This window comes from Bradyrhizobium sp. Kon37, assembly GCF_055807535.1.
On the sequence record NZ_JBVVOY010000002.1, the window covers coordinates 208,790 to 232,174 of the forward strand.

Consider the following 23,385-nt stretch of genomic DNA (forward strand, 5'->3'; position numbering starts at 1 on the left):
GCGATCTATCGCTGCCTCTGCGCCAGATAGAATCCGCACAGCACCGTCACCAATCCCGCCGTCTGCAATAATGTCGGCGGCTCGCCGAGCAGGAGCCAGCCGGTGAGCACCGTCAGCGCCGGCACGCAGGCCGGGACGACGGCAGCGCGGGCAACGCCGAGGCGCTGCACCGAGACGGCGAACAGATAAAGCGCAGCCGGACCTGCCAGCACGCCCTGCGCCAGCGCTTGGATAGCGTTCTCACCGATACCGATCGCCGCGATCCGCGCGAGGCCGCCGGTCATGAGGTAGATCGGCAGCAGCAGCAGCGACAGCACGTTGATGACGAGCGCAGCCGACACGGCAGAGACCCGCCAGTGGCGCACCAGCGCGCCGAAGCCTGCGAACATCAATCCGGTCAGCACGAAGGTCAGATCGCCGAGCACGCCGTCGGCGCCGATATGGCCGATCGATTCCGCGCCGATCACGCCGAGCCCGGCGACGATGACAAAGGCGCCGGCGATGCGCGACGCGGAGACATGCTCCTTCAGGAACAAGGCCGCGAGCAGCAGGCCGCCGAGCGTCGCGCAAGAGGGCTGGATCACGCTGCCATGGCCGAGCGGCACGAACAGAAAGCCAGTGTAGGAGATCAGCGACATCACGGGGCCGCCGAGCACCATCAGCGCAAGGCCCCTGCCCCATCCGATGCCGCAGAGATCGGAGATGCCGCCGCGTATCACCAGCGGCAGGAACGCGATTCCGGACCAGACATAGCGATGCACGAGCAGGTCGACCGGCGTAAAACCGACCTTGAGCCCGAGCCGCGTGCCGGCAAAGCCGAGCGCCCAGAACAGCGCCGCGGCGAGGCCGCAGAGCACGCCGACAAGCGCCGGCGCCGCATCGTTCTTTTGAGTGAGAGCGTCGGCGCCGCTCGTCCGCTGATCCATGGGACAAAGCGGTACGCCGACAGAGGCCGTGGCTCAACCCATGTGCCTGCAAGGCTGGCACGCAAGCGAGAGACGCCAGCGCGCCTTCGCTCAGAAAAATCCCGGGCTGAGATCGAGCCCATACGTCAGGCTGAGCACGAACACGAACAGCGCGGCGGCTGCGAACAAGGCGAGATGTTTGACAATGAACGCGCGCGGCGAGACGCTTGCAACAACGGCTTTCTGTGCAACGGGCATGACTACTCCATTATGAAAATGATTCTTGGCTGCTCAATAAGCGGCGCCCGCATCAAGCGCCGCGATCTGCAAAGCAACTATTAAAGAGATCACACTCGCTTTGAACGGCCGTACACAACCGCACGTGATCATGACTCGCGGCGCCAAAAAAAAGACCGCGCTCCCCAAAGGGAACGCGGTCCAGGCAGGCTCGGAGAAAACGAGCCTGCATCACGTTGGCTTGACGTTGGCTTGTGGCGTCCCCAGATCAGCGGGCGCTGCCCGTCGTGACGTCAGCCGTCTTCACCTTGCGCGGCGACAGAACGCGGGTCTGGTGGACCGAAGCGACAGTAGTGGGCGCCGAGGCCTGCTGCTCGACATGCGCGGCACCGAGCACACGCACCTGCATCGGGGAAACCGGAAAGCCGTTGGCCTCATAAGTCGGCAGTTCGGCGGCGAAAGCCGCGGTGCTGCCCGCGATCGTCAGAATGGCGGCGGCGATCGACAGAGTCTTCTTGTTCATGGGTGATGCTCCTGAATGAAACGTTCGGAGTACATCTAAGCCCATTTTGCTGCATTGCGACATGCACTGCTGCATTGCAACAACGCCCCCGGTGCATGGCAATATGTTTAATGCGCACAAGGCTTTGGCCGAATCACCACCGGCTGCGACATGACGGTTTTGTTAATGGCGGTCAGCCGCCGAGCACGTGGCCCCACCCATCGAAGACGTAGGCCTTCCAGATTACGGTTCCGCCCTCGCCTGGCCGGCTGGCGCGCCTGAAATCGTCGGCCTGCTCAGCGGTCCAGGTGATGATCGTATCGGAGAGCTGGTCGTGCAGAATGGCGGGCTCGGTGGGGTCGAAGGCGTCCATGGGACGAAGCGAGGAGTGCGTCATGGCGCCTAACGCGCTCGCCGTGACAAGGTTGCGCAAAGTGTCGGCGAAACACCTTATGGCGGCCGGTGCCAAAATATTCGTCTTTAACGAATTTTCCGCACCGCCCGCGAGTAAGCGCCCGTGGAACCACAATGGAACCCGCGTTGCCCCCGCGCAACACCTGCTCGAAAAGCCCCATTTCCCCGAATTGCGCCATTGCGCCGCCACACCGTCCTCCGAACAATCGACGCGCGGCGTGCCTTTTCGTGCAAGACTGTTTGACCAAGACTGTCTGGTCAGACTGTTCGGAGAAGACGAGGTTCAACAGAACCGTTTGGAGGCAGGGATCATGAATGATCGGCGGTCTCTTCTGGTGGCGGTCTCCTGCCCCTCGGCGGTTCTCGCCGGCTGGCTGGCGCTCTCTTTGTCCGCCTATGCCCCTGCCCTCATCGAGAACAGCGGCGCCAATGCTTCCGCCGTCTCGCGCGCGAAGGATCTCAGCCGGCTTGACCTCGCCGACATCCCGCACGCTGCGGCCATCGAGGACGGCGTCGCCCTGACAGCGGATATCGCGGCCGCCGTTGCTGCGACACCGTCCATCGTAACCACCGAAGTGGCAGCGCTCGAGGCGCCAGCTCCAGCCATCAAGCTCGCCTCGGCCGACCCAGTGCTGATCTTGCCGACCGAAGCGCCGCTCGTGCCGCAGATTTCGCCTGAGCCGACACCAGTCGCCAGCGAGGTTGCTCCGGCTCCGGCGCCGGAGCCCGTGATCAAACTCGCCTCGGCCGATCCCACCGAGATCGTGACGACGGACGCGCTGTCGCCCGCGACGATCGCGACCGGCCCCGCGCCCGTGGTGAGCAAGGCCTCGCCGTCCGCGGACACGACCGCGGTCCTCGACGAATGCTACGTCATGGAAGCCTGCATCGACCGTTATCTCTGGGCGCTCTACCAGCGCACGCCTAAGGAAGACTCGGTCAAGGTCGAGGATCGCCGCGCCGTCACCGTCAAGCGCAAGGGCAAGATGGTGACCGTGATGCGCAGCTTCACGAAACTGGTCGACGAGGACTTTGGCTGGAAGGATCCGAAGGCGGCCGACCGCGCCGGCATGTCGATGATGGACTACGTCATCGGCGGCATGGACAAGAGTTTCAAGAAAAAGCTGTTTCGCACGTTGCTCGCGGCTGAGGCTGCCGGGCTTTCGCCTGGTATCACCAGCGCGTTCCGCGACGACTATCGCCAGTCGATCGCGAGCGGCCTGAAGGCCGCCTCCGATCGCTCCTATCACGGCGGCAGCACGCGCGGCGGCTACGGCCACGGCATGGCGGCCGACATCGTCAGCACCAAGGGCGACAACCGCGCGCAGCGCTGGGTCTCGACCGAGGTGCTGTGGAAGTGGGTCGATGCCAATGGCAAGGCGCTCGGCATCGGCCGACCCTATCTCGGCCGCGATCCCCCGCATGTCGGCCCAGTCGACGGCACGGAATACGTCTCGCGCCGCGGCACGTCGGACCGCAAGGAAGCCAGCGTCAAGCCGAGGAAGGCGCGGGCCGTGGCAAGCGCAAAGCTGCCAAAGGCGAAGGCACAGGCGACGCGCGAGCAGAAGGTCCCCGCGAAGCCGCAGAAATCAGCGCAATCGGCCGCGAAGCGCGCGACCTGAGTATCAGAGCTTACCGTCCCGGCGTCGGCAGCGGCACGAGCCGCATCTCGGCGGTGCCGGCCTCCTGCGTGCGCACCAGCACCGCGTAAATGGTTTCGACTGCGAGCCGTACCGCCGTCTCGGTCGCCGTGCCCTTGGCCAGATGCGCCGCGATCAGGCCCGTGAGAAGATCGCCGGTGCCTGAGGGGCGGATCGGCAGGCGCGGCGTCGCAAAGCGCGACAACTGACCGTCGGCGCACAGAATGGTTTCCACTTGCCCTTCCGCCGTATCAGTGAGCGTGCAACCGGTGGCGACCACGTCGATGTGGCCGGTCCCGGCCAGCGCCGCGCACGCCGCGCGCAGACCCTGCGCATCCGCGACGTCGAGGCCTGCGAGCAGCCCGAGCTCGAACTGGTTCGGCGTGGTCAGATTAGCGGCCGGCAGCAGCCGGTGCCGGACCACGTCCAGGATGCCGTCGGCGACATAGACGCGGCCGTCATCGCCGATCACGGGATCGCAGAGATAGACCAGTTTTGAATTGCGGGTCAGCGCCCGCTCGACGAAATCGGCGACAACAGCGGCATTGCCGGACGAACCGAGATAGCCGGTGACGAGGACCGCGGCCTCGTCGACGAGATCGCGCTCGTCGACGCCTTTCAGCAGGTCTGCAACGAGCTCGGTCTCCAGCACGCGCCCGCGCAGGGTCGGATAGCGCGGCTGGTTCGACAGCAGCGTGGTCGGCACCGCGGCGACGTTCACGCCTTCCGCCTGCATGGCATAGGCGGCGGCGCTGTTGCCGACATGGCCGTGGACCACCTGGCTTTGAATGGAGATGACAAGCATGAAAGAGGTCCGTAGGAGTAATCGTCAAGCGAGACAAGGGTCGCCCGGATCACGAAAAATCATATCCAAGCCCCGGCCGCAGCGCCTGCATCTTCCGCGCCAGCCGCCGATGCCCGCTCTCCTCCGATCGCGCCAGCCGGTCCACGACCGCGACGTGATCCGCATCGCTCTTGTGCTGGTTGAGCTTGGCCTGCCCCTCGACGGTATCCACCACGAGATCGATGACGCGAATGGTGGCCAACATGGTCTCGCGCTTGTCTGGCTCCATCTGCGCCAGATCCCAGGGCGCCTTCGGCAGCCGCGCTTCGGCGACCGCGAGTAGCGCATCGCCGTGCCCGCGGTTCTCGTCGAGCCCGCGCGGATGCGCCACGCCCGACAGGTGCACGGCCTCGTACAGCCAGGTCGAGACGTTGTCGCGCGAAGAATACCAGTCATTGGAGATGTAGGCGTCGTCGCCGGCAACGATCAGCAGAAAGCGCCGCGCGCCGTCCGCGAGCGGAACGAGCGGATTCCTGGCGGTGAGATGGATCTGGACGATCGCACGCCCCTCGCGTTGCTCCAGCACGAAGGGCACATGCGAGGCGCGCGGACCGCGCTCATCCGCCGCGACGATCATGCCGAAGCCGCGCTGGGTTGCGAATTCCAGCGCTTGCTGCTCCTCGATGCGGAATTGGGGGCGGAGGACATGCATGGCGGGGCGCTCGTTGACTGGCTGGAGGACAAATCGAGGCTAACTCATGATCCGGTCAGATCAGAAGCGATATTGGCCCGCAAACGCGGATGTCAGGAATGATCTCACCGCCGCGCAAGCTCATCGATATAGGCGCAGAACATGTCGGCCATTGCGTCGGCATGACGCGCGATCTCCGCCTCGTTGCGCGGTGTCTCCGAGAACTGCTTGCCGACCTCGCTCAGCGTCGTCTTGATCAGCTCGCCGGCAAGCTCCCGCGTCGCATCCGGCGCCTTGGGCAGGGCCTCCCGCATGAAGGCCGCGACGATGCCTTTACCGGCGGCCCGCGCGTCGTGTGCTTCGGGCGCATCGCGATAGAGCGGCGCGGCGTCGCTGAGCGCCGTGCGGATCGCAGCCTCCTCGCACTCGGAACGAATGAAGGCGTGGACCAGCGCGCGCAGCCGCACCAGTGGCGGTTTCGCTCCGTCGGCCAGGATGCCGCGCAGGAGCTCGCTCGTGCGCCGCCACTCGTCGCTCTGAAGCCGGAACAGGATCGCCGCCTTGTTCGGAAAATATTGATAGAGCGACCCGACGCTCACCCCGGCCCGTTCGGCCACCCGCGCCGTCGTGAAACGCTGCGCCCCCTCCTTGGTCAGGACCTGAACAGCCGCGTCCAGAATGGCCGCCACCAGCTCGTTCGAGCGGACCTGCTGCGGCTGTTTTCGTGAGGAAACTGAACGGCTTCGGCGATCGGCCATGGCGCCCTCGAGCAATGCGAATAGCGAATGCGACGAATTAGTCGTATTTCCATCCTCACGCAAGCACTCGCCTCGCGGCGACATCTGGAGACTACACATGAACACCCCGACCATCACATCACTTGCGCCACTGCTCGATCGTCTGTTCGACGAGGACGAAGCGGCGCGCGGCGCGATGCGAGCCGCCTTCGCCGATGTGACCGACGCCGACCGCGCACGGATGATGCGGAGCAAGACCGCTTACCGCGACCTCTACGGGCGGCTGAAGGACGCACCGCTCGCGGTCTCCCGCGAGACCGGTCACCTGCTTTACATGCTCGCACGCAGCTCCCGCGCCAAAACGATCGTCGAGTTCGGCACCTCGTTCGGCATCTCGACCCTGCACCTTGCCGCGGGCTTGCGCGACAATGGCGGCGGCCGCCTCATCACCACCGAATTCGAACCGTCCAAGGCGGCCCGGGCGCGCGAGAACCTCGCGGCCGGCGGGCTGCTGGACCTCGTCGAAATCCGCGAAGGCGACGCGCTGAAGATGCTTCGAGTCGATCTGCCGGATACGATCGATCTCGTGCTGCTCGACGGCGCCAAGGCGCTCTACCCCGATATCCTGGATCTGGTCGAAGGCCATCTCCGGCCGGGCGCGATCATCGTCGCCGACAACGCCGACGACAGCCCCGACTATCTGGCGCGCATGCGCAGGCCCGGAAGCGGCTACATGTCCACGGCCTTTGCCGACGACGTCGAACTCTCCGTGCGGATCAACTAACGCCACCACCAATGAGCCGCCGCGCGAACCATCGCGCGGCGGTTTCGTGCTGCGCTCCGCCGTGTCGCAGGCTCGTCACTGACACGTGATAGCTGGACCCGGGCAAACGTCATATTCCCCGTACCGTGCCGTATCTTTCTTTGCACAATACGCCCGAGCCCGTGATGACTTCCGCCTTCAATGCCTACGCAGCGCTTGCCCTCGCTATCGTCCTTGAGGTCACGGCGTCCGCCTTCCTCCAGCAATCCATGCAGTTCACGCGGTTGTGGCCGACACTGGCGATGATGCTGTTCTATGTCGCCTCGTTCTACGCGCTGTCGGTCGCGATCCGGGTCATCCCCCTGAGCATCGCCTATGCGATCTGGGGCGGGGTCGGCATCATCCTGACTGCAACGGTCTCCTTCGTGCTGTTTCGCCAGATGCTCGACGCTGCGGCCTTCGTCGGCATCGCGCTGATCGTGTCCGGAGTGGTGGTCATCAACCTGTTCTCGGCGACCACGGTGCATTGATGCCGGCAAGCACGGTGTCACCGGCAAGGTCTTGCTTCGCGACGCCCTGCCAGTGGCCGGCTCACGCCTACTGGCTTTGCGACGGCTTGGGAGTACGCGGCCCGGATCGCTTCGCGCCAGGCTTGGCCGCAGCTCGCGGCGGCGCTGTGTCGACCGATTCCAGATAGGCGGCAAGCGCCTTGGCTGTGTCCGAACTGGTTGCGTAATGGTCCTTCAGGAACCAGGACAGCGTCAGGTTGAAGCGCCCCTTGGCAAGGCCGCGCGGGCTGCGATGGCAGGTCGCGCATCCATCGGCGAAGAGCTTTTGCGGCGACTTACCGGCATCGAGATTTTGCGCGACGGCAAATGTCGCCGTCAGGACGGCGGCGGCTGCAAGACTCATCGTTGGAAGAGTCATCAGGGGCGCGATCAGGTCGCCCCCCGGTCGAAAGTGCGAAATCAATGTCGTCCCCTGCCCGGTCTTGCGGTCAGGCCGCCAATAGTTGATCGAATTCGGGCGGCGCGTAGGCCTTGCCGTCCTGGTCGGTGATGACGACCTTCCACCCCTCGCTCGCCCAAACCTTCGCCTTCGCCACGATGAGCAAACGGCTCTCGCGGGCAAAACTGCACTTCTCGTTGTCGCGTTCTGCGATCATCTTGTAGGCCAATGCGCATCCCCTTAGCGTTGCCCTGCACCCGCTCTCGTCGTGGCAGCGGGCTTTGGCGGCAATTCGCCGGGAGCGTGGCAATTTGGTGCCATCCGCGGCAGCATTGTGCCTGGTTCCGGCCGAACGATGGAGGTTGATCGTGCGTCGCATCATGAATGCGATTCTGCTTGTCGCGGGCTTGTTTGGTGCGGGCCTGCTTGGCTCGGCGCCCACAGCGGCGCAGACCTACGATCCGCGCCATCCCGTCTGCATCGAGATCTACACCATCGACGGCCGCAGCATCGATTGCAGCTTTGCGACGATCGCGCAGTGCGCCGCGACCGCCTCCGGGCAATCCGCCCAGTGCTACGCCAATCCCTATGCCACGCAGAGCCGGCCGCTGAGCCCGGTTCCGTCGCCGCCGCGACGAAGCCGATAGCATCAGGTCTGCGCTCCGATCAGTGGACGCGAATGATATGGGGGCGGCCAAGATCGATCAGCCCCTGCACCGCCGAGAGGCGGTCGTCGAGGGCTGCGATGGTCAGCAACAGATTGTTGCGGCGTTCGTCGAGAAGGCCCATCTCGGCGCCGGAGAGTTTGGTGCTCGATCGCTCCTTGTGAATCACCTCGAGAGATTGGCGCAATCCGGCAATCAGGCCGGACAGCTGCTTGGCTTCCCTGGTCATCGACCGCTTCGCGACATTGTGGCGGCGCGTCTCCGCCTGGTTCTGTCTCATCGTCGTCATCCTCCCGTGCCCCGCTGCCCCGAGTGGAATGCTTACAGCTTTGAGTAGACATCTTACGATCGATGAAATCTGCCCGCGAAGAAGCTTCTTAAATTGTATGGGCACGGAACCCGGTCCGCCCCGAGCAGAAAGCCCGGCGCGAGGGCCGGGCTTTCGTTGGCAGATTTAGTGCTTCTGGTGCCCGCCACCGGGACCGCCGGCCGGCGCACCGCCGCCGTGCGGCGCGGCGTTGATGTGAGGTGCGCCGCCGCCACCCCCATGAGGCATCGCAGGCGCAGCCGCGCGCGGCGCCGGCATTTGGGCGTGAGCGTTCATCGGCGAGCCGTGGCTCACATTGGGCTGGGCCACATGCGGCATCGCAGGCCGGCTTGCGGGAGCGGCTGAGACACGCGGCGCCTCATGCGGGCGCGCCATCGGCTGCGCACGCACAGCCGCGCGCTGTGCGGCCTGCTCGTGCATGATGCGGGCTTGTGCATCGTGCGGATTGCGGCCCTGAAGATTGGTCCGCTCATGCGCGATGTGGTCGCTTCGTCCCGCACGGCTCCGGTCCGTCGCAATAGCACTCTCGTGCCTGGCCATCGCAGCGTCGTGCCGTGAAGTCACGGCATCACGACCGGAGACCGCGGCCGCGCCCTTGACACTTTCCTTCGCATTTTCCCTTGCACTTTCCTTGGCATTCGCGCCGTTGCGCCCGAGTGCGACCGCCGCATCGCGCGTTGCCGCGCGGCCGATGCGAGCCGCGCGCGGATCGATCGTCATCCGCATCGCGTCGCGCTGATGCGAAGTCCAGTAGCTATTCCAGTGGGCATGGCGCCGATACCAGGGCCGCCCCTGATAATAGCTCGACCAGTACGAGGTCAGCACGAAGGGGACGATCGGCACGTCGATCTCGTCGACATAGTCGGGGAGATAGACGTAGTGATTGCGGTAGAGATATTCGAGATATTGCGACGACACCCAGCCGCGGTCATCCGAGAAGCTCACGTCGCACCAGGCGTTGCCGCGCAGGCAACCATGGATGTCGACGCGGGCGCCCTCGGGGATGCGATCGACCAGCGGAAAGCCCGGACCCGGCCCGGCGCGCAGGCCGGTCGAGACGGTGACCATGCCCGGTGCGGCCAGCGCGGCCGTCGGGGCAAGCAGCAATGCGGCTAACAACACGCTTCGGAATTTCATGGCGTAGTCCTCCTCTTTCGAGTCGGAACGCGCCAGCGGAACGGGCGTTCCGCGTACGAAGGTCTCATTCGTCGAAAGATCGAGACGGATGCCGCGCGCGGTTCAATATTCATTCGCCGTTCATCGACACCGCGCGCAGAGAGAGTGTGCGCCGCCGTCCCGTCAGTTTACTTGCGCATAAAACCGTCGAAGTACGCAGCAAGCGCAGCAAAATCATCGAGCGGCAGCACGGTCGCGACATACTGATCCGGCCGCACCACGACCATGCAGCCGGCCTTGCGGTCGATTCCGCGCATGGTGAAAACGTCTTGACCATTCTTGAGGTCCGGACAGAACATCTTCTCGTAGTCGATGAGGCCGTACCGGCCCTTGCGCGGAAGCAGCAGCGCCGGCATCGCCTCCACGGCGAGCTCGCGATGATCCTGCTGGAAGACCGCCCGCAGGTCGATCACGCTGTCGACGTCGGCGGCCGCCGGCGTGTAACGCCGGACCGGCGACTCCCGCGCCTCGGAAAGAAAATTGCACAAGGCGCGAATGGCCGAGCCGGCTGCTGCCGGATTCTCGGCGCCGGAGAAAGCGTAGATGCGGAAGCGGCCATCCGCGGACGCTGCGTGACCGAGATGTACCGGCTTGGCATCCGCAAGCCGGATCACCGGTGCGGAATGAAAGCGCGTGCCGATGACGAAGCCTTGCGCGAGATGCTGGTGGGACGTCGCTCCGGTCAAAACCGACGGGCGGTAATGCGTCGCCGTGCCCGCGGTGTAGCGACCGTGCCTCACGAAATAGTCCTGCGTCCTGGCCGCATCGGCGCCGCCGGCCTTGCCTGCGGACGCGAGGATCCCCGCCCATTCGCGGTCGAAATCGATCAGCTCTTTCGCAACCGCCTGACGCTCTGCCGAATAGGAATGCAGTAGGCTTGGCGCAAACTGCTTCCGCAAAACGGCAGCGAGCTTCCAGCCGAGATTGAAGGCGTCTTGCATCGAGACGTTCATGCCCTGCCCCGCCTTCGGGCTGTGGGTGTGGCACGCATCGCCGGCGATGAATATCCGCGGCAGACGCGTAGCGATCTCGGTCTCCGGCACGTCGTCGAACTTGTCGGTCAGGCGCTGGCCGATCTCGTAGACCGACCACCACGCGATCTCCTTCACATCGAGCGTATGCGGCTTCAGGATCCGCTGCGCTTTCGCGATCACGTCATCGGCGGTGATGTTGCGATTGGCGACGCGCTCGCCGATGTCGAGCTTGGCGAGCTCGACATAGAGGCGGACCATGTAGCCTCCCTCGCGCGGAATGATCAGCAGGCTGCCGTTCTTCGCCGACTGGATCAAGGCCTTGAAGCGGATGTCCGGAAAATCGGTCACCGCCAGCACGTCCATCACGCCCCAGGCATGATTGGCGGAATCGCCGAGCAACTCGCGGCCGATCGATTTGCGCACCATGCTGCGGGCTCCGTCGCAGCCGACGACGTAGCGCGCCTTGATCGTCTCGATCTCGCCCTCGTTCTCGGCATCGACCCGTTCGAGCCGCGCCGTCACGGCATGGTCGGCGGGACCCGCGGCCGGATCGACCTGAAGGTCGAGCAGGCGCCGGCTGTAATGGGGCTCGAGCCTGGCCGGCGCTTTGCGCATGACGTCGAGAAAGCCGTCATGGATGCGCGCCTGGTTGAGGATGACGTGCGGGAATTCCGACAAACCGTCCTCGACGTCCTGCACCCGGCCGCTGCGGACGATATTTTCCGGCATCCGCTCGTCCGGCTTCCAGAACGTGGTCTCGTTCACCCAACAGGCTTCCTTCAGGACGCGCTCGCTGAATCCGAAGGCATGAAACATCTCCATGGTGCGGCAGGCGATGCCGTCGGCCTGCCCGACCAGTAGGCGGTCCGGCTTCTGCTCGACGATGCAGGTCTTGATGTCGGCAAACTGCGCGAGCTGGGCCGCGAGCGTCAGGCCCGCAGGGCCACAGCCGACGATGAGGACATCGACCTCTTCGGGCACGCCTCCCGTTGCGCCCGACGCATGAATGCGCGCGGCGGGATCTGCGATTTCGGGGTCGCCCGGCTGAAATCCATTGAGATGGAATTGCATGAGCACCTCTCCCGCCGATGGTCTGTTTGGATATTGATCAGTATGCTGACTATCAGTATACTTGTCAACGATCCCGGCCGTCCCGCCCCCAACGGAGAAATTCGGTGAAAGACAACAACGACATGCCCGGACATCTGGCGCGCCGATTCCAGCAGATCGCGGTCGCGGTGTTTCTGGCCGAAGTCGGGGATGCCGGCTTCGACCTTACCCCGGTGCAATACGCCGCGCTCGCAACCATCAAGGCCAATCCGGGACTCGACCAGGTGACGCTCGCGGGATTGATCGCCTACGACCGCACCACCATCACCGGCGTGATCGACCGCCTCGTGCAGAAGGGGCTCGCGGAGCGCCGCGCCTCGCGCCGCGACCGTCGTGCCCGCGAACTCGAGATCACCGACGAAGGCCGCCGCACGCTGCGCAAGATCACGCCGGCCGTCGAATCCGCGCAACGCATCATGCTGCGCGGCCTCAGCGCGAAGGAAGGTGAGGATCTGATGCGCCTTCTGCACAAGGCCATCGCCGCCGGCAACGAACTCAGCCGCGCCCCGCTGCGCGAAGCGCAGGCCTAACCCCCCGTAATTCTACCGGTCGTTGTCGCGGTGTCGCGAAACCAGGAACTAACCTTCGGCTGTTAGGGTCCGCCGCATTCGGCGTTTAACGCGCGATTAACTTTGCCGGTCTGGAGTTTCGGATGTTCAGGTTCCTCATTGCGGCGGCGGCGATCGCGCTCTCGGCCGCTCCGGCGCTCGCGAACGGCCATGGCGGCGGCGATGCCCCTCCTCCGCCGAAGCCCGCGACCTCACCGGCGAAAGTGATCCTGACCAAGCAGGGCCCCACGCTCGTCGACCTCAATGGCATGACGCTCTACTATTACGAGCGCGATACCACCGGCAAGACGTCGAACTGCAACGGCAAATGCGTCGAGAGCTGGGTGCCGCTATCGGCAACGGCCGATGCCAAGGCGATCGGCGACTTCACCGTGATCAACCGTAACGACGGCAGCAAGATGTGGGCCTATCGCTATCGTCCGCTCTACACCTCGCCGGCCGACAAGGCGCCGGGCGAGGCCAACGGCAATGCCACGACGCTGCAATGGCGCATTGCCCGTCCCGAGAATTAGGGCGACGTCACCCGCGCCAGCTGGGCCGCGCCTCGACCTGCGCGTTCTGTCCAGGCGGCAGCACCACGACCATTGAATTGAGCTTCACCCGGTCATAGAGATCGATCACGTCCTCGTTGCGCATCCGGATGCATCCGGACGAGATCGCCTGCCCGATATATTCCGGCTGGTTGGTGCCGTGGATGCGGTAGAGCGTGTCCTTGTTGCCGGCATAGAGATAGATGCCCCGCGCGCCGAGCGGATTGGCGGGACCGCCGGGCACGCGGGCCGGATAGGGTCCGAGCCGCGCCTGGATGTCCGCCGTTGGAACCCAGTCCGGCCATTCCGCCAGACGACCGACCCGCGCGACCCCGGAGAACGCCATGGCTTCCTCGCCGACCGCGACGCCGTAGCGGATCGCCTTGCCGTCGGGCAGCACGAAATAGAGATAGCGCGCATCGGTATCGACCAGGATCGTGCCCGGCTGCTCCTTGCGCGGATAATCGACGATGTGACGAAGATATTGCTCGGGCACGTTCGCCTGCGCGTACGGCGTATGCGCCAGCAACTGCCGGTCGCGCGACGTCATGCTCGCATCTGTCGATGGCGAAAGCGTCGTCTGCATGCAGCCGCCCAACGGCAGCATGGCAAGGACGAATAGAACGAATAAGGATCTTGGCACCGCCGGCCCCGATAGCGATAGCAGCACCCCCAGCGACGCCAGATGCTGCCAAAATCGTGCTGAAAACAAGGCATTATGGAACACGTCCGCGTGTTTTCTGAGGCGGGTTCCATCACCACAAAGGGCGCAAGAGCGTCGCACAGTCTCCATCCCCTCGCCTTGCTTTGGTCAAACCCGGCTGGACTCGTGCGTCATGGCTTGGGCCTCGGGGAATTGGATGGGCTCACCTCACGGATCTGCTCGCGCGAATGCGGACGGCCAACACTTCAACTACTCAACACCTGGGCTTCAAAACACCCGGGCTTCAAAGGAGCTGCGATGCTCGCGACGCTGAACTCTCGGCAAATCGTCGATGAGATCGTGAAGGACACGGTCACGAACAACGACCCGCACGACGCGGTGCAGATTTCGCCTGACATTGTGCTGGCCTCGCGGCCTCTCAGCGTCGCGCCCGCGCTCGCGCCTGAGATCACGGCCCGTCCGGAGCCCAGGATAGATCCGGCGTTCACGCTGAAGTCCAGAACGAATCCGGAGCCGAAGTTCAGTCCCATCGCGGAGCCGCAGGCGGCAGCGCCGTCCGTCGACACCGCCGTGCGCGTTGCGGCCGGTGATGGTCTCGGCCGGCAGAAGCGGTCCTCGGCTGGCAAATGGCTGCGCGGCGCGTTCGTCACGATGCTGTTTGCGGGCGGAAGCGCTGCCGCCACTGTCGCCTGGGAGAAACATGGCGACACCGCAAGACAGATGCTCGCCGAATGGACGCCGGTATTGGCGTCGCTGCTGCCTTCGACCTCGCAGACGGCACCGGTCGCCGCCGCACAGGCCGCGCCGCCTGCGGACCAGGCCGCAACGGATCAAGCCGCCACGGATCAGGCGGCCGACCAATCTGCGGCTCCGCCCGCAACGCAGGTTGCAGCAGCGGTGCCCACGGCAACACAATCCGATCCTGTACAATCAGTGCAGTCGATGACGCGCGATCTCGCCGCGATGGCGCAACAGATCGAGCAGCTCAAGGCCAACATCGCCGAGTTGAAGGCCGGGCAGGAGCAGATGGCACGCGAGATGGCGAAGCCGCCCGCGCCGAAGCCGGTGGCCGATGCGAAGCCGCGCCTCGATCCGCGCGCGCAAATGTCCGCGCTGCCGCCGCGGCCTGCTGCGCCGCCGGTTCGCAAGCCCAAGCCGGTCGTGTCGCACACCTACATGCCGGCTTATTCGCCCGCGCCGCTCGCTCCGCCGCCGCCTTCGCAGGCTGCCGCAGTCCCGCCGCCAGCTGCCATGACGACGCAAGCCGTTGCCGACGACGACGGACCTGTCGTACGCCCGCCAATGCCGCTGCGCTGAACCATCGTCACGCGACGACACGAAAGCGTCGCGCCAGCGATGCTGTCCGAGTCGATGTGATGCGTTGACTCCGGATGACTACGGGAAGCGGCGCTTCGATCGTTTTCGATCAAGAGAAAAGGCCGTCGGGATTTATGCCGGCGGCCTTCTCTTGCAGCTGCCGGTTCCCGGAGCCCGGTTCTGCTGCAATTCCATGCCTCATGATCACGCCGACATATTTAATAAAATCTTAACACGCTTGAATGCTGCACATCATTTCTGCGCCATAAGCACAGAGATTGCGCGCGCCGTTCATTCGATAAACATCGACTCAGTGGTACCATTGGTCATGTGTTGAAACGTCCACCCGAAGCTCAATTCGTCACACCGGGGAATTCGGATGCCTTACTATTCCTTCGATCTCGTGGTTGGTGAAGAGTTCAAGAACCAGGGCGGTATCATCCTCGAAGACATCGAGGTCGCCTCCGATCGCGCCGTTCAACTGGCCACCGAGCTGTCGCAGGTAAAGCCCGAGTTGCAAAGCAAGGGTTGCGCTGTGCGCGTCACCGACCGCGATCACAAAGAGGTCTATCGCACGCCGCTCGATCCGGTGCCGGCCTGGCGGCGCTAGCTCGCCGGCCGGCTTCGCTGGCGCACGCCATCCCCATTGCGGAGCGGCGCGGCAGCCGCTAGCCTTCCCGAAAATTCGGGGAGGTACCAAGGATGCGCACTGGTTTTCTGATGACGGCCCTGTTGCTGCTGGCGGCGCCGGCCCAAGCGGCCGACCATCCACGTTCGACCTATGTCACACTGGTCTTGCAAGCCTTCGCCGCCAAGGTCGAATGTCCCGGCACCGATGTCGTCTACCAGGACCTAGTGCAGAAGGCGGAGCAGATGCAGCTGCCCGAAGGCACCACCGAGAAGGTCCGCAAGGCGATCGCCTGGATGCACACCGGCGGCAAGATGGGCGAGAAGCAGGACGACGATCTGATGGCCGAGGTCGCGGTGGCCACCCAGGCGACCGACCTCAACCAACGCCGCCTCGGCATGCCCAGCTGGTGCGAGGCCCAGAAGACCAACCTCGCCGGCCTGATCCGCAGCAAGGGCGGCTAGCGTTGTCGCGCGGCGTTAAGCACGCCGCGCCGGAACTTTTGCTTCGGCCAATAATCGTCACAATCCTCGCCAGCATGCGGCTCTCTTCGAATTCGAACAGGGGAGCCCCATGCGGATCAATCATGTCCTTCTCGCCGTCGCGTTTGCCGTCGCCACGATCCTGACCGCGCCCGTGCTGGCGAAGAATTCCGACGCCCAGAAGGGCGAGGACAAGTCGACTTCGTCGTCATCGTGCAGCGCTTATCAGCAGGCGCCGGACGGCTCGTGGGAGCCGTTGCCCTGCAAGGAAACGGGCGAGCGCTCCCAGCCGCAGACGCAGCATCGTACGTCGCCGCAGGGCGCGGATCGCGGGGAGCATTGAACGCGGGGAACCTTGACGCGCGGGAGTATCAGCTCTGGTGCGGACCGCGAATGATCTTCATCGCGTCGGCGAGGTGACGCCACTCTTTGGCCTCATCGGCCTCGCCGCGGCCCTCGCAAGCCCTGGCCTGTTCCGCGGCCTTCGCGATCGCCGCAAAACCGTGCTGTTCCAACATCTGGCGCGCGACGGTGTGGACCTGGACCTCGGTCATCATGGGCGTTCTCCCGTTTGACGAAACCGCGGTGCATCGCGCCGCCGCGGGTTGTTCACAACGATTGAGCCCCGGACCTCGTTCCGTTCACGTCAGTACGCAAAAGGCGGCCCGCTATGCCCAGCGGACCGCCTTCTCACCCACCCCAAATTTGAAGCGTCGCGGCCGAAATCCCTACCCGACCGCCGCGCGCTTGCGCTCGAAATCGTTGGGCACCTCGATATCGACCTCGAGGGTCGAGACCTCGTCGCCGCGATCGAGCCGGACGATGACCTTGGTCGGGTCCAGCGTGACGTGCCTGGAGACGACCGCGAGAATTTCCTCACGCAGCACACCGAGCAGATCGGGCTGGCCGCGCAGTCCGCGTTCATGAGCAAGCAGGATCTGCAACCGTTCGCGCGCGACGGGTGCAGAGGCCTTGTTGCCGCGGAGAAGCCGAAGCAAACCCATGCTCATGCGGCCCTCCTTCGCAGCAGGCGGTCCATGAAGCCCTTGCGCTCGGTCGGCACCTGCATCGGCACGGTGTCGCCGCACAGCCGCCGCGCCGCGTCGATATAGGCCCGCGCCGGAGCACCTTCCGCGTTCGACAGCGTCACCGGCGTGCCGACATTGGAGGCGCGCAGCACGTCCTGGCTCTCCGGGATGATGCCGAGCAAGGGTGTTGCAAGAATTTCGAGGATGTCCTCGATGGTCAGCATCTCGCCGCGCGCGGCGCGCGAGGGATCATAGCGGGTGATGAGGATGTGCTTCTCGACCCGCTCGCCCTTCTCGGCCCGCACCGTCTTGGAATCGAGCATGCCGATGATGCGATCTGAATCGCGCACCGAGGAGACTTCGGGATTGGTGACGATCACGGCTTCGTCGGCAAAGCGCATCGCCATGGAGGCGCCGCGCTCGATGCCGGCCGGGCTGTCGCAGATCACCCAGTCGAAACGGCTGCGCAGATCGTCGATGACCTTGCCCACGCCCTCTTCGGTCAGCGCGTCCTTGTCGCGGGTTTGCGAGGCCGGCAGCAGCCAGAGGTTCTCCAGCCGCTTGTCCTTGATCAGCGCCTGCGGCAGCTTTGCGACACCCTGCACCACGTTGATGAGGTCGAACACAACGCGGCGTTCGGCGCCCATCACGAGGTCGAGGTTGCGCAAGCCGACGTCGAAATCGACGACCACGACCTTTTCACCACGTTGCGCGAGCGCAGCTCCCAGCGCGGCGGTCGTCGTGGTCTTGCCGACGCCCCCCTTGCCTGACGTCACGACCAGTACCTTGGCCATCTCTCAAATCTCCTTCTGGTCAGTTCAGCGCGGTAATTCGCATGGTGTTGCCCTGCAGCCAGGCCTGGGCCGGCTTGCCGCGCAGGGCCGCGTCGATATCGTCGGCGGTCTGGTAAAAACCATCGATTGCAAGCAGTTCGGCCTCGATCTTCTGACAATAGATGCGTGCGCTCGTGTGACCGTTCACGCCTGCCATGGCGCGGCCGCGCAGCGCGCCGTAGATGTGAATGGAGCCGCCGGCAACGACCTCGGCGCCGGAGCCGACAGAACCCAAAATGGTGACGTCGCCTTCGGGGAAGATCACCGTCTGGCCGGAGCGCACGGGGCTTTCGAGCAGCAGCGAGGTCGGCTTGGTCTCGACCTTTGCCTCAACCTTCTTGGGCGCACTCGGCTCGACCACGCAGCTCCGCCCGCCCGACAGCAGCGGCGGCATCATGGGGGTCAGCCGCGCCTCCTCCACGCCCTCGATCCCGAGCACGCGGATGTTGCGGTCCTGAAGGCTGGTAAGCAGATGGCCGATGCCGGATTGGCTGAGATCGACCGAGGACAGGTCGATCACCACGGGGCGGCCGGCGAAGAAGCCCGGCGAGCGCGCGATCGTGGTGTCGATCTCCTGCAGCCAGTCCTGGATGGGAACCGTCGGCACGAACACGAAGGCCACATAGGAGCGCCCGCGCAGGCGCACCATTTGGCGTTGGACTTTTGCTGCAGCCTCCATAGCGGCCGACTCGTTCCCTGTTATTGAATGGTTAACGATGCCGCCGATATGGTTAATGGCCGGTTAATTTCTCCGTGGGGTTACGTGGAGTGGTGGGCGTCGGGCCGTGGCTCTCGGCGACGGGCAGCCGCCCCCGATCTCCAGCGTCGTCCTGGCGAAAGCCAGGACCCATACCGCGCAATCCATCGATGCGGACGGTGGGAGTACCGAACCACGAGTCACCAAACCCCGCCCTGGGGTAATGAGTCCTGGCTTTCGCCAGGACGACGGTAAGCCCCCCTACTTCTTCACCTTGCTCGCATCCATCTTGATGGCGGGATCGAGCATCTTGGTCGTGAACGCCGTCGTGACGTCGAACGGCTTCTCCATGCCGAGATAGGTCTGGACCAGATCGTAGTCCTTCTTCATGCGCTCGCCGTCGATCCAGCCAAGCGCCTTCGTGGTCGTGAATTCGTCCGTCATCAGGAACTTGATCCGCTCCCACTGGCGCTCCTGGTTCTCCTTGTCCAGACCGGAGACCTGATCGAGCAGCGCCTTCAGGCAGGGCGCGGCGTCGGCGACGCAAGTCGCGAACGCCTTTTGCGTGACGCGGACGAACTCCTCGACCAGCTTCGGGTTCTTCTGCAGGTAGCCGCCGTTGACGATCAGCGAATTGCCGTAGGGGTTGAGCCCGATGTCCTTCCAGTTGACGTAGCCGAGATCGGCTCCGAACTCGATCACCTTCAAATCGTGCTCGTTGTAGAAGTCGCTGATGATGTCGACGGTATGGCTCTTCAGCGCGGCGATCTTCGCCGTCGGCCCGACATTGACGAAGCCAACGGAGTCGGGCGCAAGCCCTGCGGCCTTGGCGAAGGCCGGCCACATCACGCGCGAGGCGTCCCCGGGCGGATTGCCGATCTTGTGGCCGGCAAAATCCTTCACCCCGTTCACGCCGTAGCTCTTCAGCCAGTAAAAGGTCTGTCCGGTGTTGGCGTAGACGCTCATCACGGCAACAGCGTCGGCGCCCTTGCTCTTCGCCACCAGCATGGTGGCGAGATCGGCGACGCCGAAGGGCGAGCCGCCGGAGCCGACCTTGGCGGCGGAGACGCCGGAGCCCTTGCCCACCTCGATGGTCAGATCGATGCCCGCCTTCTCGTACCAGCCTTGTGCCTTGGCGTAATAATAGGGCGAGTGATCGGCCGTCGGCGCCCAGTTCAGGATCAGGTTGACCGCCTCGCCCGCGGTCGCGGGCACGACTGGTGATCCGAGCATCAGGGCCACAGCCAGAGCCGAGCCCGCCGCCTGCAAACGCTTCATCGCATCTCTCCTCGTTGCCCGCGACCGGCTTGTCGCTCTCCCCCTGTGAGGATACCAATGCAACAAGGCCGCCCTCAACTTGTCAACTGTTTGGTTGGAAATGCCCGCAAAACGTTCAGGCGACACCGTGCCGCAGCGGCGCGACCCGGTCGCCACCCGCAAGAAGCTGCTCACCGCGGCGCGCGAGGAGTTCGCCCGGCACGGCTTTGCCGGCGCCCGCGTCGACGAGATCGCGGAGCGCGCCGGCGTCAACAAGCAGCTCGTCTACCATTATTTCGGCGACAAGGACGCGCTCTATCTTGCCGTGCTCGAATGGGTTTACGCCGATATCCGCGAACAGGAGCGCCAGCTCAATCTCGAAGGCCTGCCGCCGGAAAAGGCGATCCGGAAGCTGATCGAGGCCTCGTTCGATTACCTGGCGGCAAACCCCGATTTCATCGTGCTTCTGAACGACGAGAACCGCGGCGGTGCCCGCCACGTCCGCGGCTCGACGCGGCTGGAGGCGATGCATTCGCCGCTGGTGAAGAGCGTGTCCCACATCCTTCACGAAGGCGTCCGCGCCGGCATGTTCCGCAAGGGGATCGACCCGATCCAGCTCTATATCTCCATCGCGGGCCTCAGCTATTTCTATCTCTCGAACACGCCGACGCTGTCGGCGATCTTCGGCAAGGACCTGTCGAGCCGGGCGGCGCGGCGCGCCCGCCGCCGGCACGTCGCCGATCTCGTGCTACATTCGCTCCGTCCGTAATCAACCAACTGGTTGAAACTTCCCTCAGGGACGGTTAGGCTAGCGACCGGCGGCAATGTGGCCGGCGGCAACAGGGAGCAACCGGTGACAGGAGACGGCGCCCGCAATACGCGCAGCTTTGCGATCGTCTTGATCGTGCACCTCGCCGTGCTCGTGCTCTGGCAGGTCCTGGTCGATGCCTTCCACGTGCCGAAGTTCATCCTGCCCTCGCCGCTCGCGACAATCCAGACGCTGGGAACCGCGAGCTACGCCTGGGGCGCCAATACGCTGGTGACGGCGATCGAGATCCTCGGCGGCTTTGCGCTCGGCGCATTCGTCGGCGTGGCGCTGGCCGTCATCTTCAGCTGGGCACCGCTGATCAGCCTCGTGCTGCTGCCGCTGTTCGTGACGCTGAACATGATCCCGAAGGTCGCGCTCGGCCCGCTCCTCATCGTCTGGTTCTCCTACGGCATCGTGCCGAACATCCTGATCGCCTTCAGCATCTGTTTCTTTCCGATCCTGCTCACCACCGCGCGGGGGTTGCGCGAGGTCGAGCCGGATCTGCTCGATCTGGTCAAATCGCTGCGCGGCTCGCGCTGGACGCTGTTCCGCAAGATCCAGCTGCCGGGATCGCTGCCTTACATCTTCTCCGGCATGAAGGTCGGCGCCATCCTCGCGGTGGCCGGCGCCATCGTCGGCGAGTTCATCGCCTCCGAACGCGGGCTCGGCTACCTCATGATCCAGGTGCAATCGTCGCTCGACACGCCCGCGATGGTGATGGCCGTCGTGCTGCTGACGCTGCTCGGCGTCGCGCTTTACGGCTTCGTGCTCGTCCTCGAACGCATGTTCATGGTCGGTGACGCAACACCGACTTGAACGGCAAAGCCAAGACCAGGGACCACAACCATGCTCCTCACCCGCCAGACACTGCCGAAGACCATCCCTGATATCGCTGCGCTAGACGATCTCCTGTGCCGGCCGACGCAGGCATTGATCGACGACCTCGCCAGCGTCGAGGGCGACATCATGATCCTCGGCGTCGCCGGCAAGATGGGGCCGACGCTGGCGGGGCTGGCCAAAGCCGCAGCGCCCGATCGCCGCGTCATCGGCGTCGCCCGCTTCAGCGACGCCGGCGTCAAGGACTGGCTGCATGCGCGTGGCGTCGAGACCATCAGTTGCGACCTGATGGACGAGACCGCGATTCATGCGCTGCCGAAGGCGCCCAACATCGTCTTCATGGCTGGCCGCAAATTCGGCGCGGAGGGCGATCTCTCGCTGACCTGGGCGATGAATGCGCACGTGCCGGCACTGGTCGCGCAGGCCTTCCCGTCATCGCGGATCGTGGCGTTCTCGACCGGCTGCATCTATCCCTTCGTCCCCGTCGACGGCAAAGGCTCGCGCGAGGACATGGCGCCGAACCCGCCCGGCGAGTACGCCCAGTCCTGCGTCGGCCGCGAGCGCATGTTCGAGTATTTTTCGCGCAAGTTCGGAACGCCCGGGCGGCTGTTCCGCCTCAATTACGCGATCGACATGCGCTATGGCGTGCTCCACGACATCGCATTGAAAGTGCTCACGGGCACGCCGATCGACGTCAGCATCGGCCATGTCAATTTCATCTGGCAGGGCGATGCCTCATCCCAGGCCCTGCGCTGCCTCGCGCATTGCACGGCGCCGACCTCGCCGATCAATGTCAGCGGCCACGAGATCTTGGCGGTGCGCGACCTCGCAGCAAGATTCGGCGCGAGGTTCGGCCGTGCGCCGGTGCTGACAGGAAACGAACAGCCGACGGCGTGGCTGACCGACACGTCCAAGGCCGTCGAGCTGTTCGGCCTGCCGGTCGTCGACACCGAGCAGCTGATCGCCTGGACAGCGGATTGGGTGTCCCGCGCCATGCCGAGCCTCGGCAAGCCCACCAAATACGAGGTGCGCGATGGACGCTACTGACGATCCGGCCATCATCAAGCTCGGCGTCGACGATGCGATCGCCGGGCTCGTGCTGTCGACGGAAGCACACTGGAACCAGACCGAGGAGGACTGGCGCATCTTCCTGCACGATGGAATCGTGTTCGGCATCCGCGACGGCAGACGGCTGGTGGCAACCGCGGCCCTGCTGCCCTACTCCAGCAAAAACGCCTGGATCAGCATGGTGCTGGTATCAGGCACCCATCGCCGCCGCGGCCTTGCAACGCGCCTCGTCGATGCCTGCCTGGAAACCGCCCGCCGGAACGGCCTGACGAGCTGGCTCGACGCAACACCCGACGGTGCTGCCGTCTATGGACCGCTCGGGTTCACGCCGACGCTGCAATTGCGCCGTCTCAAGCTGGTGAAATCCGCGTTCGCGTCCGCGCAGCCACCTTCATCCGCGACGCTCGACGCGCTCCGCGCGCGTGACCGGCGCACTACGGGCCTCGATCGAACCGCCCTGCTGTCCAACTTCGCTCAGCGTCCCGGCTCACGCATTGTCGCCGCGAACGGCGCCATCGCGCTGGTGCGCGACGGACGCACCGCGCGCCATATCGGCCCACTGTTTGCCGATGACACGGCAGCCGCGCTGACCCTGGTCGATGCCATCGCGCGATCGGAGACCGGGCCGCTGCTGCTCGACGCCGTCGCGTCGCAAGCCGCGTTCCCTGAAGGATTGACCGCGTCGGGCTGGAGCATCGAACGGCCGTTCCAGCGCATGCGGTTCGGCCCCGCCATAGCCACGGGTGAGGACCTGCCATTCGCCGTCGCCGGCCCTGAATTCGGATAGGACATC

32 protein-coding genes are annotated in these 23,385 nt (G+C 64.9%); 14 read left to right on the forward strand and 18 right to left on the reverse strand.

What is annotated here, in order from left to right:
- Positions 1-5: 5 nt before the first annotated feature.
- From AC0L3J_RS05170 to AC0L3J_RS05185, 4 genes are all read right to left on the reverse strand, one after another.
- Positions 6-926: a DMT family transporter gene (locus AC0L3J_RS05170; RefSeq protein ID WP_473346251.1), complete on the reverse strand. Its 921-nt coding sequence runs from the start codon at positions 924-926 to the stop codon at positions 6-8.
- A gap of 90 nt (positions 927-1,016) precedes the next feature.
- Positions 1,017-1,163, reverse strand: coding sequence for a hypothetical protein (locus AC0L3J_RS05175; protein WP_473346252.1), 147 nt, complete (start codon positions 1,161-1,163; stop codon positions 1,017-1,019).
- A 247-nt stretch (positions 1,164-1,410) separates the two neighbouring features.
- On the reverse strand, positions 1,411-1,665 hold the full coding sequence (locus AC0L3J_RS05180) for a hypothetical protein (RefSeq protein WP_211396075.1): 255 nt from the start codon (positions 1,663-1,665) through the stop codon (positions 1,411-1,413).
- 172 nt (positions 1,666-1,837) lie between these two features.
- Entirely contained in the window at positions 1,838-2,041 is a 204-nt protein-coding gene (locus AC0L3J_RS05185; RefSeq protein WP_473346253.1) for a hypothetical protein, read from the reverse strand.
- A gap of 328 nt (positions 2,042-2,369) precedes the next feature.
- Here AC0L3J_RS05185 and AC0L3J_RS05190 point away from each other — a divergent pair, with 328 nt between their 5' ends.
- Entirely contained in the window at positions 2,370-3,680 is a 1,311-nt protein-coding gene (locus AC0L3J_RS05190; RefSeq protein WP_473346254.1) for a M15 family metallopeptidase domain-containing protein, read from the forward strand.
- A 10-nt stretch (positions 3,681-3,690) separates the two neighbouring features.
- Here AC0L3J_RS05190 and pdxY read toward each other — a convergent pair whose 3' ends face one another.
- The 3 genes from pdxY to AC0L3J_RS05205 all read right to left on the reverse strand — a co-directional run bounded on the left by pdxY (position 3,691) and on the right by AC0L3J_RS05205 (position 5,931).
- Positions 3,691-4,503 (reverse strand): pyridoxal kinase, encoded by an 813-nt coding sequence (gene pdxY, locus AC0L3J_RS05195; protein ID WP_473346255.1) that lies wholly within the window; start codon positions 4,501-4,503, stop codon positions 3,691-3,693.
- 49 nt (positions 4,504-4,552) lie between these two features.
- Positions 4,553-5,194 carry an FMN-binding negative transcriptional regulator gene (locus AC0L3J_RS05200; protein ID WP_473346256.1) on the reverse strand — a complete coding sequence of 214 codons (642 nt, stop codon included), beginning with the start codon at positions 5,192-5,194 and terminating at the stop codon, positions 4,553-4,555.
- A 104-nt stretch (positions 5,195-5,298) separates the two neighbouring features.
- On the reverse strand, positions 5,299-5,931 hold the full coding sequence (locus AC0L3J_RS05205) for a TetR/AcrR family transcriptional regulator (protein WP_473346257.1): 633 nt from the start codon (positions 5,929-5,931) through the stop codon (positions 5,299-5,301).
- Positions 5,932-6,028: 97 nt separating this feature from the next.
- On the opposite strand from AC0L3J_RS05205, the gene AC0L3J_RS05210 reads away from it, so the two are divergent.
- Entirely contained in the window at positions 6,029-6,694 is a 666-nt protein-coding gene (locus AC0L3J_RS05210; protein WP_473346258.1) for an O-methyltransferase, read from the forward strand.
- A gap of 164 nt (positions 6,695-6,858) precedes the next feature.
- The gene (locus AC0L3J_RS05215) at positions 6,859-7,203 is read left to right on the forward strand and encodes a DMT family transporter (protein WP_456764563.1); all 345 of its coding nucleotides are present in this window, start codon (positions 6,859-6,861) and stop codon (positions 7,201-7,203) included.
- Between the two features lie 67 nt (positions 7,204-7,270).
- Here the strand turns inward: AC0L3J_RS05215 and AC0L3J_RS05220 are convergent, their stop codons facing one another.
- Together AC0L3J_RS05220 and AC0L3J_RS05225 are read right to left on the reverse strand one after the other, a co-directional pair.
- Positions 7,271-7,585, reverse strand: a complete 315-nt coding sequence (locus AC0L3J_RS05220; RefSeq protein ID WP_473346260.1) for a hypothetical protein — start codon at positions 7,583-7,585, stop codon at positions 7,271-7,273.
- Positions 7,586-7,670: 85 nt separating this feature from the next.
- A complete protein-coding gene (locus tag AC0L3J_RS05225) occupies positions 7,671-7,850 on the reverse strand; it encodes a hypothetical protein (protein ID WP_027517643.1) in 180 nt (59 codons plus the stop codon).
- A 139-nt stretch (positions 7,851-7,989) separates the two neighbouring features.
- Between AC0L3J_RS05225 and AC0L3J_RS05230 the strand changes: the two genes are divergently transcribed.
- Positions 7,990-8,268, forward strand: a complete 279-nt coding sequence (locus tag AC0L3J_RS05230; RefSeq protein WP_473346262.1) for a DUF3551 domain-containing protein — start codon at positions 7,990-7,992, stop codon at positions 8,266-8,268.
- A gap of 19 nt (positions 8,269-8,287) precedes the next feature.
- On the opposite strand, the gene AC0L3J_RS05235 is transcribed toward AC0L3J_RS05230, so the two are convergent.
- The 3 genes from AC0L3J_RS05235 to AC0L3J_RS05245 all read right to left on the reverse strand — a co-directional run bounded on the left by AC0L3J_RS05235 (position 8,288) and on the right by AC0L3J_RS05245 (position 11,835).
- Complete coding sequence (locus AC0L3J_RS05235) at positions 8,288-8,566, reverse strand: hypothetical protein (RefSeq protein ID WP_456764566.1); 279 nt, start codon at positions 8,564-8,566, stop codon at positions 8,288-8,290.
- A 174-nt stretch (positions 8,567-8,740) separates the two neighbouring features.
- Positions 8,741-9,751, reverse strand: coding sequence for an SH3 domain-containing protein (locus AC0L3J_RS05240; protein ID WP_473346263.1), 1,011 nt, complete (start codon positions 9,749-9,751; stop codon positions 8,741-8,743).
- Between the two features lie 167 nt (positions 9,752-9,918).
- Complete coding sequence (locus AC0L3J_RS05245; protein WP_473346264.1) at positions 9,919-11,835, reverse strand: FAD-binding monooxygenase; 1,917 nt, start codon at positions 11,833-11,835, stop codon at positions 9,919-9,921.
- A 104-nt stretch (positions 11,836-11,939) separates the two neighbouring features.
- Here AC0L3J_RS05245 and AC0L3J_RS05250 point away from each other — a divergent pair, with 104 nt between their 5' ends.
- Both AC0L3J_RS05250 and AC0L3J_RS05255 read left to right on the forward strand, forming a co-directional pair.
- Positions 11,940-12,404 (forward strand): MarR family winged helix-turn-helix transcriptional regulator, encoded by a 465-nt coding sequence (locus AC0L3J_RS05250; protein ID WP_473346265.1) that lies wholly within the window; start codon positions 11,940-11,942, stop codon positions 12,402-12,404.
- Between the two features lie 122 nt (positions 12,405-12,526).
- Positions 12,527-12,955: a COG4315 family predicted lipoprotein gene (locus AC0L3J_RS05255; RefSeq protein WP_456764570.1), complete on the forward strand. Its 429-nt coding sequence runs from the start codon at positions 12,527-12,529 to the stop codon at positions 12,953-12,955.
- Positions 12,956-12,962: 7 nt separating this feature from the next.
- Here AC0L3J_RS05255 and AC0L3J_RS05260 read toward each other — a convergent pair whose 3' ends face one another.
- Positions 12,963-13,580 carry a L,D-transpeptidase gene (locus AC0L3J_RS05260; protein WP_456769638.1) on the reverse strand — a complete coding sequence of 206 codons (618 nt, stop codon included), beginning with the start codon at positions 13,578-13,580 and terminating at the stop codon, positions 12,963-12,965.
- A 354-nt stretch (positions 13,581-13,934) separates the two neighbouring features.
- Here AC0L3J_RS05260 and AC0L3J_RS05265 point away from each other — a divergent pair, with 354 nt between their 5' ends.
- From AC0L3J_RS05265 to AC0L3J_RS05280, 4 genes are all read left to right on the forward strand, one after another.
- Positions 13,935-14,954: a hypothetical protein gene (locus AC0L3J_RS05265; RefSeq protein ID WP_473346266.1), complete on the forward strand. Its 1,020-nt coding sequence runs from the start codon at positions 13,935-13,937 to the stop codon at positions 14,952-14,954.
- 379 nt (positions 14,955-15,333) lie between these two features.
- Positions 15,334-15,564, forward strand: a complete 231-nt coding sequence (locus AC0L3J_RS05270; protein WP_007591727.1) for a DUF6894 family protein — start codon at positions 15,334-15,336, stop codon at positions 15,562-15,564.
- 92 nt (positions 15,565-15,656) lie between these two features.
- A complete protein-coding gene (locus AC0L3J_RS05275; RefSeq protein WP_275171851.1) occupies positions 15,657-16,046 on the forward strand; it encodes a hypothetical protein in 390 nt (129 codons plus the stop codon).
- Positions 16,047-16,155: 109 nt separating this feature from the next.
- Complete coding sequence (locus tag AC0L3J_RS05280) at positions 16,156-16,407, forward strand: hypothetical protein (RefSeq protein WP_473346267.1); 252 nt, start codon at positions 16,156-16,158, stop codon at positions 16,405-16,407.
- Positions 16,408-16,435: 28 nt separating this feature from the next.
- On the opposite strand, the gene AC0L3J_RS05285 is transcribed toward AC0L3J_RS05280, so the two are convergent.
- The 5 genes from AC0L3J_RS05285 to AC0L3J_RS05305 form a co-directional block, all read right to left on the reverse strand.
- On the reverse strand, positions 16,436-16,621 hold the full coding sequence (locus AC0L3J_RS05285) for a hypothetical protein (protein ID WP_027517632.1): 186 nt from the start codon (positions 16,619-16,621) through the stop codon (positions 16,436-16,438).
- Positions 16,622-16,792: 171 nt separating this feature from the next.
- Complete coding sequence (gene minE, locus AC0L3J_RS05290; protein WP_211385525.1) at positions 16,793-17,074, reverse strand: cell division topological specificity factor MinE; 282 nt, start codon at positions 17,072-17,074, stop codon at positions 16,793-16,795.
- A complete protein-coding gene (gene minD, locus AC0L3J_RS05295; RefSeq protein ID WP_007591740.1) occupies positions 17,071-17,886 on the reverse strand; it encodes a septum site-determining protein MinD in 816 nt (271 codons plus the stop codon). Before minD ends, minE begins: the two co-directional genes overlap by 4 nt.
- Before the next feature lie 19 nt (positions 17,887-17,905).
- Positions 17,906-18,604 carry a septum site-determining protein MinC gene (gene minC, locus AC0L3J_RS05300; RefSeq protein WP_473346268.1) on the reverse strand — a complete coding sequence of 233 codons (699 nt, stop codon included), beginning with the start codon at positions 18,602-18,604 and terminating at the stop codon, positions 17,906-17,908.
- Between the two features lie 279 nt (positions 18,605-18,883).
- A complete protein-coding gene (locus tag AC0L3J_RS05305) occupies positions 18,884-19,900 on the reverse strand; it encodes an ABC transporter substrate-binding protein (protein ID WP_473346269.1) in 1,017 nt (338 codons plus the stop codon).
- 100 nt (positions 19,901-20,000) lie between these two features.
- On the opposite strand from AC0L3J_RS05305, the gene AC0L3J_RS05310 reads away from it, so the two are divergent.
- The 4 genes from AC0L3J_RS05310 to AC0L3J_RS05325 all read left to right on the forward strand — a co-directional run bounded on the left by AC0L3J_RS05310 (position 20,001) and on the right by AC0L3J_RS05325 (position 23,379).
- Entirely contained in the window at positions 20,001-20,648 is a 648-nt protein-coding gene (locus AC0L3J_RS05310; protein WP_007609554.1) for a TetR/AcrR family transcriptional regulator, read from the forward strand.
- A gap of 84 nt (positions 20,649-20,732) precedes the next feature.
- Positions 20,733-21,503: an ABC transporter permease gene (locus AC0L3J_RS05315; RefSeq protein ID WP_473346271.1), complete on the forward strand. Its 771-nt coding sequence runs from the start codon at positions 20,733-20,735 to the stop codon at positions 21,501-21,503.
- Positions 21,504-21,533: 30 nt separating this feature from the next.
- The gene (locus tag AC0L3J_RS05320; RefSeq protein ID WP_473346272.1) at positions 21,534-22,571 is read left to right on the forward strand and encodes an NAD-dependent epimerase/dehydratase family protein; all 1,038 of its coding nucleotides are present in this window, start codon (positions 21,534-21,536) and stop codon (positions 22,569-22,571) included.
- Positions 22,558-23,379, forward strand: coding sequence for a GNAT family N-acetyltransferase (locus AC0L3J_RS05325; protein ID WP_473346274.1), 822 nt, complete (start codon positions 22,558-22,560; stop codon positions 23,377-23,379). Before AC0L3J_RS05320 ends, AC0L3J_RS05325 begins: the two co-directional genes overlap by 14 nt.
- Positions 23,380-23,385 lie beyond the last annotated feature (6 nt).